A 6,814-nucleotide genomic window follows, 5' to 3' on the forward strand; every position below is an offset into this window, starting at 1 on the left:
GATTTAACGATCACCACCTCCATAGGAGGTGGTTTAATACTGACAATAAAAAAGGGCACCTTCTGGTGCCCTTTGTGTTTTGTCGGTTCAATATTTATGTGAAAGACTGTATCAGTTTAGGTTAGGCCCAAGCCACTTCTCAGCTTCAAGCAAATCCCACCCCTTACGGTCAGCATAACTGTCACGCTGATCTTCCTGTATCTGCGCCACCGCAAAGTAGCGAGAGTCAGGGTGAGAGAAGTACCAGCCAGACACTGACGCCCCCGGCCACATTGCGTAGCTCGTGGTTAAAGACATATCAATGCTCTCTTCCACATTGAGCAGCTCCCACAGCGTCCCTTTCTCAGTATGTTCAGGGTTTGCCGGGTAACCCGGAGCTGGACGAATCCCTTGATACTTCTCACGAATCAACTCATCGTTCGATAAGTTTTCATCTGACGCATAACCCCAGATTTCCTTTCGCACTCGCTCATGAAGGTACTCGGCAAAAGCCTCGGCCAAACGGTCAGCAATGGCCTGGATCATGATGGCATTGTAGTCATCACCCTGCGCTTTGTACTCGTCAGCCAGCTCACGCTCACCGATCCCCCCCGTCACTGCAAATGCACCAATCCAGTCTTTCTTACCGCTGCTTTTCGGTGCGATATAGTCTGACAGACAGTAGTTGAAGCCTTTTGGTTTCTCTGTTTGCTGACGGAGGTTGAAGAGCACTTTCGCCACTTCGGTTCGAGACTCATCAGTGTACACTTCAATGTCGTCACCCACACTGGCAGCCGGGAACATGGCACACATACCGCGCGCTTTCAGCAAGCCCTCTTTCTCGACGCGATCGAGAAGATCGTTTGCATCTTTGAACAAACGCTTAGCTTCTTCGCCCACTTCTTCATGTTCAAAGATCTTTGGATATTTACCCACCAATGACCATGTCATGAAGAAAGGGGTCCAGTCGATGTAGTCACGTAATATCGCCACATCAAAATCGTCAAATACATGCACACCTGGCTTCACAGGCGCAGGCGGTGTGTAGTTTGCCCAGTCGATATCCACCTTGTTAGCACGTGCTCGCTCAAGAGTGATTGGCTTGGTACGTGGACGCTTACGGTTATGTTGATCTCGAACACGCACGTAGTCGGCATCTACCTTCTCAACAAAGGCTGGACGCAGTTCGTCAGATAACAAAGAAGTACAAACACCCACCGCACGCGATGCGTTGTTCACATACACCACAGGGTTCTTGTAATTCTGCTCAATCTTGACCGCAGTGTGCGCTTTCGATGTGGTCGCGCCGCCAATCAGCAGCGGTAAGTCGAAATTCAAACGCTCCATTTCTTTCGCGACATAGACCATTTCGTCAAGTGATGGTGTTATAAGACCAGAAAGACCAATGATGTCTACGTTTTCTTCTTTGGCAACCTTAAGGATTTTCTCGCACGGCACCATAACGCCAGATCAATGATCTCGTAGTTATTACACTGCAACACCACTCCGACGATGTTCTTACCAATGTCGTGAACATCCCCTTTTACCGTAGCCAGTAAGATCTTACCGTTGGTTGAGCCCGCCTGCTTCTCAGCGTTGATGTATGGTTCGAGATAGGCCACAGCCTGCTTCATTACTCGCGCAGACTTCACCACCTGAGGCAGGAACATTTTCCCTTCACCAAACAGGTCACCAACGACGTTCATGCCATCCATCAATGGCCCTTCGATAACTTCCAAAGGCTTGGATGCGTTGAAGCGCGCTTCTTCGGTATCTTCGACGATAAACTCAGTAATACCCTTAACCAAAGCATGCTCTAAACGTTTTTTGACTGGCCAAGTTCGCCACTCAAGGGCTGATGCATCTTCTTCTTTGCCTACACCTTTGTTGGCGTATTCGGCAGCAATATCTAGGAGTTGCTCAGTTGAATCATCACGGCGGTTAAGTACCACATCCTCAACGGCTTCACGCAATTTCTCAGGGACGTTATCGTAAATTTCCAGCTGGCCAGCATTAACAATCCCCATATCCATGCCGTTTTTGAAGCAGTGGTAGAGGAAGACGGCGTGAATGGCTTCACGCACATAGTTGTTACCGCGGAATGAGAACGAAACGTTTGATACACCGCCAGAAATCATGGCATGTGGCAGGTCACGTTTAATGTCGGCAACGGCATCAATAAAGTCGACCGCGTAGTTGTTGTGCTCTTCAATACCTGTCGCAACTGCAAAAATGTTCGGGTCAAAAATGATGTCTTCCGGCGGGAAACCAACTTCATCGACCAGTACCTTGTATGCATTGGTACAGATTTGCAATTTACGTTCACGGGTTTCTGCCTGACCGACTTCATCAAACGCCATGACAATGACGGCTGCGCCGTAGCGACGAATCAGCTTGGCCTGCTCAATAAATTTCTCTTTGCCCTCTTTAAGAGAAATCGAGTTCACAATACCTTTGCCCTGAATACATTTCAGGCCGGCTTCGATGACTTCCCACTTTGAGGAGTCGACCATAATAGGTACTTTCGAAATCTCTGGCTCAGACGCACACAGATTAAGGAAGCGCACCATACACGCTTCGGCATCCAGCATGCCTTCATCCATATTGATATCGATGATCTGAGCACCGTTCTCAACCTGCTGACGGGCGACTTCCAACGCCTCATCATAGAGCTCTTCTTTGATCAAGCGCTTAAAGCGGGCAGAACCAGTTACATTGGTTCGCTCACCCACGTTTACGAATAAGGTACTTTTTTCAATCGTCAGTGGCTCTAGACCAGAAAGGCGACAAGAAACCGCTATTTCTGGTAATTCACGCGGTTTTAAGCCTGTCGTAACCTGATGCATCTTACGAATATGTTCCGGCGTCGTACCGCAACAACCACCGATAATATTGAGGAAACCGCTTTCCGCCCACTCTTTGACATGTTCAGCCATATCATCCGGTGAAAGATCGTATTCGCCAAAGGCATTAGGCAGACCGGCATTGGGGTGAACGGAAACAAAGGTTTCGGAGATCCGGGACATTTCGTCAACATACGGACGCAACTCGTCAGGACCAAGCGCACAGTTAAGGCCAAAAGAAAGCGGCCGAACGTGACGAAGCGAGTTGTAGAAGGCTTCTGTCGTCTGACCCGAGAGAGTACGACCAGACGCATCAGTGATTGTGCCGGAAATCATCACGGGCAGCGCGTAACCAATTTCCTCAAACACGGTATCAACGGCAAAGGCACACGCTTTGGCATTCAAGGTGTCAAAGATGGTTTCAATCATGATGATATCGGCGCCACCTTCAATTAAGGCGTGCGTCGATTCTGAGTAAGCTTCAACCAGCTCATCAAAGCTGACATTGCGATAACCGGGGTCGTTAACGTCTGGCGAAATGCTGCACGTACGGTTAGTAGGGCCAAGCACTCCGGCAACATAACGCGGTTTATCCGGCGTTTTGGCGGTCCACTCATCAGCTGCCTGACGAGCAAGCTTGGCCGCTTCACGGTTTATTTCCGCACTCAAAGATTGCATGTCGTAGTCGGCCATGGCAATCGTTGTTGCGTTGAAGGTGTTAGTCTCGAGAATATCAGCGCCAGCTTCAAGATACTGGTCGTGAATGTCTTTGATCAGTTGCGGCTTAGTCAGAACCAAAAGGTCATTGTTACCTTTCAGGTCAGATGGCCAATCAGCAAAACGGGCACCACGGTAGTCGTCTTCTTCCAGCTTGTAACTCTGGATCATGGTCCCCATACCACCATCGATAATGAGGATCCGCTCTGACAACAGTTGATGTAATTTATCCTTACTACTTACAGCCACAACATTCCCTTACTTCTATTGCGTTTACTTGCCCATAGTACCACAGGTCAATTGGAAATCTAGACGTCTACTCTCTCAAGGTTTACACCCTGAGGCTGAAAAATACACACATTTTTTATAGTGTTTCATCTCACATACCTTTATATTTCGTTACAGATTTTTTCTTTCTGTTTCTTCTTTTGAACACAGGCTCGTCATGACCGTATACACTACGCTTTGCTTCTTCGCCGCTGCGGCAATCGCGATTGCATTTATAAACAGTAAAATCAGCAATATGCAAACTACTATCGCTATCACTGCAGGTGCGCTGGCGATGTCACTCCTGATCATTGTGGCAGGCCAAAACAATTGGTTCGAACTAAAAGATCTCGCAGCGTCTACCCTAAATACCATCAATTTCGACAGCTTTTTGCTGAAAGGTGTTTTGGGCTTTCTTCTTTTTGCTGGCGGTCTTAATGCAGAACTTCCCCACTTCAAACAGCAAAAATGGGAAATTGTTACACTGGCATTAGTCGCGACCTTATTCTCAACTGCCTTTATCGGCGTCGTGACCTATTACTTTTTCCAATTGATTGGGATTAACTTCGACCTCATATACTGCCTGTTATTCGGCGCACTGATCTCTCCCACCGACCCGGTTGCTGTTCTCGCTATTGTGAAGAAACTAAAAGCGCCGAAGCAGATTTCAACTCAGATAGAGGGCGAAAGCCTGTTCAATGATGGATTTGGCCTGGTTATCTTCGTGAGCTTGTTTGCCGTTGCATTTGGCACTGAAGCTCCAACAGCGCTGGGCGTGGCTGAGTTGTTCCTGCACGAAGCAGTGGGTGGCATTGTCTACGGCTTCCTACTTGGTCTATTGTTCCATTATCTGATTTGCGCGACCGACGATCATTCCATGGAGCTGTTGCTGACTTTGGCAATTCCCACTGCGGGCTATACCCTTGCTGACCAACTGGGTGTATCAGGGCCTCTGGCCATGGTGGTATCCGGTATTATGATAGGTAACTGGACGCGCTATATTGGCTTTTCAAAAGAGAGTGAAGCTCACCTGAGTCACTTCTGGGAACTGATTGACGAGTTCCTCAACGGCGTGCTGTTCCTACTCATTGGTATGAGCATGCTGACCTTTAGCTTCCATCAGGAAGACTGGGTCATGATGGCTTTTGCAATCCCGGTAGTATTGCTGTCGCGCTTCTTAAGCGTCAAAGTTTGCTATGCAGGTTTTAATCGCTACCGCGACTATAACCCTTACTCGGTTAAAATTCTGACTTGGGGAGGGTTGCGTGGTGGCCTTGCTCTCGCGATGGCGATGGCGGTTCCGGCTGGCTATATGGTGGTACCAGAGAAGAATATAGATGTCAGAGAGATCATTTTGGTGATGACATATGCGGTCGTGGTGTTCTCGATTCTTGTACAGGGTTCAACCATCACAAAGATGATAAGAAAAGCCAATGCACAAGAGCGAGAAGTCCAAGCTCGTACTGCAAATACCCTGACATAATCAGGTGCGCAGCCTGTACGAATAACCCCAAATAAAAAGCCTGCTATCGCAGGCTTTTTATTTATCAGCAATCACTCGTCAACGGTGAATGCATCCTCAGAGAAATGGTCAAGATCAAACGGCGTTAACTGGTAAACACAATAATTGAGCCAGTTGGCAAACAGCATATGCCCGTGACTGCGCCAACTGACATAGGGCTCTTTACTTGGGTCATTACCCGGATAATAGTTAAGTGGAACAGCAGGATCCGCCCCTTCAGTCACGTCACGCGTGTATTCATGATGGAGTGTATGGGAATCATATTCCGGATGCCCGGTGACGAACACATTCCTTTTATCTTTGGTCGCCGCGAGATACGTGCCCGCATCACCCGACGTCGCGAGAATATCTAAGTCCGTATACTCACGTAGGAAGTCAGGAGCGAAGTCAGCATAGCGGGAATGCGGTGCAAGAAAACTATCATCAAAGCCGCGTACAAGCGGGTTGTGATTATGTTCTGGGTTAGTCTCATGCCAGTAAACACCCGATAGCTTTTCTTTACGGGTACGTTTAGGCAAATCATACAAAAGCTTCAGGCCAGCCTGTGCTGCCCAGCAAACGTAGAGCGTTGAAGTAACATGCTTAGACGCCCATTGCATGATACTTTCGAAGTGCTCCCAGTAAATAACATCTTCAAACTGAACAAGGCCCAACGGCGCACCGGTCACAATGAGTCCATCAAAGTTACGATTACTGACAGATTCAAACTGACGATAAAACGTATCAAGGTGCTCAGTTGGCGTGTTCTTACTTGGTCGGTTATCAATCCTTAATAACTCAACATCGACCTGCAAAGGAGAATTAGAGAGAAGACGCATAAACTGTGTTTCTGTCTCAATCTTCTTTGGCATCAGATTAAGCAGAAGAACTTTCAAAGGACGAATGTTTTGGCTCTCCGCGCGCGATTCGGGCATCACAAAGATATTTTCCTGACGAAGGATGTTGGCAGCGGGTAACTGATCAGGAATTTTTATTGGCATCTTAATTTACTCCCTACGTTAAGATGTATAGACGTCCAGATATCCACTTAACCTATACCATGTATGATCTAGCTGCAAGTAGAAAATATATATGCGTCTCAGATATGAAAAGTGTGGGAGGAATAGCTGAAATGAAAAAAGCCCACAGCGTTTCCGCTATGGGCTTTTAGAATGAGTTCCGGCAGTGACCTACTCTCACATGGGGAAACCCCACACTACCATCGGCGCAGCAACGTTTCACTTCTGAGTTCGGCATGGGATCAGGTGGTGCCATTGCGCTATGGCTGCCGGAAAAATTTTATTCTGGTGCTGATAGGCAGATTTGAACTGCCGACCTCACCCTTACCAAGGGTGCGCTCTACCAACTGAGCTATATCAGCAAATTTTGCCTTAAAGTAAAGTCTTACATTTGGTTGCTTTACTTAGGGTCCATCTTGACGATGGGGAATTTGAAGCCTGGCGATGTCCTACTCTCACATGGGGAAGCCCCACACTACCATCGGCGC

The 6,814-nt window shown here is 47.8% G+C and carries 2 protein-coding genes, 1 tRNA gene, 1 rRNA gene and 1 pseudogene; 1 reads left to right on the plus strand and 4 read right to left on the minus strand.

Annotated features, from left to right (window positions below; translation table 11 throughout):
* Nucleotides 1–111 precede the first annotated feature (111 nt).
* Nucleotides 112–3,788: pseudogene (gene metH, locus CS022_RS24145) on the minus strand (methionine synthase).
* Between the two features lie 196 nt (nt 3,789–3,984).
* On the opposite strand from metH, the gene CS022_RS24150 reads away from it, so the two are divergent.
* Nucleotides 3,985–5,289 (plus strand): cation:proton antiporter, encoded by a 1,305-nt coding sequence (locus CS022_RS24150; protein WP_129124413.1) that lies wholly within the window; start codon nt 3,985–3,987, stop codon nt 5,287–5,289.
* A 71-nt stretch (nt 5,290–5,360) separates the two neighbouring features.
* Here the strand turns inward: CS022_RS24150 and metA are convergent, their stop codons facing one another.
* From metA to CS022_RS24165, 3 genes are all read right to left on the minus strand, one after another.
* Complete coding sequence (gene metA / locus CS022_RS24155) at nt 5,361–6,308, minus strand: homoserine O-acetyltransferase MetA (protein WP_129124414.1); 948 nt, start codon at nt 6,306–6,308, stop codon at nt 5,361–5,363.
* Nucleotides 6,309–6,484: 176 nt separating this feature from the next.
* A 5S ribosomal RNA gene (gene rrf / locus CS022_RS24160) occupies nt 6,485–6,600 on the minus strand.
* A gap of 12 nt (nt 6,601–6,612) precedes the next feature.
* A tRNA-Thr gene (locus tag CS022_RS24165) sits at nt 6,613–6,688 on the minus strand.
* Nucleotides 6,689–6,814: the final 126 nt, after the last annotated feature.

The organism is Veronia nyctiphanis, assembly GCF_004116385.1.
In the GTDB taxonomy this organism is placed as follows: domain Bacteria; phylum Pseudomonadota; class Gammaproteobacteria; order Enterobacterales; family Vibrionaceae; genus Veronia; species Veronia nyctiphanis.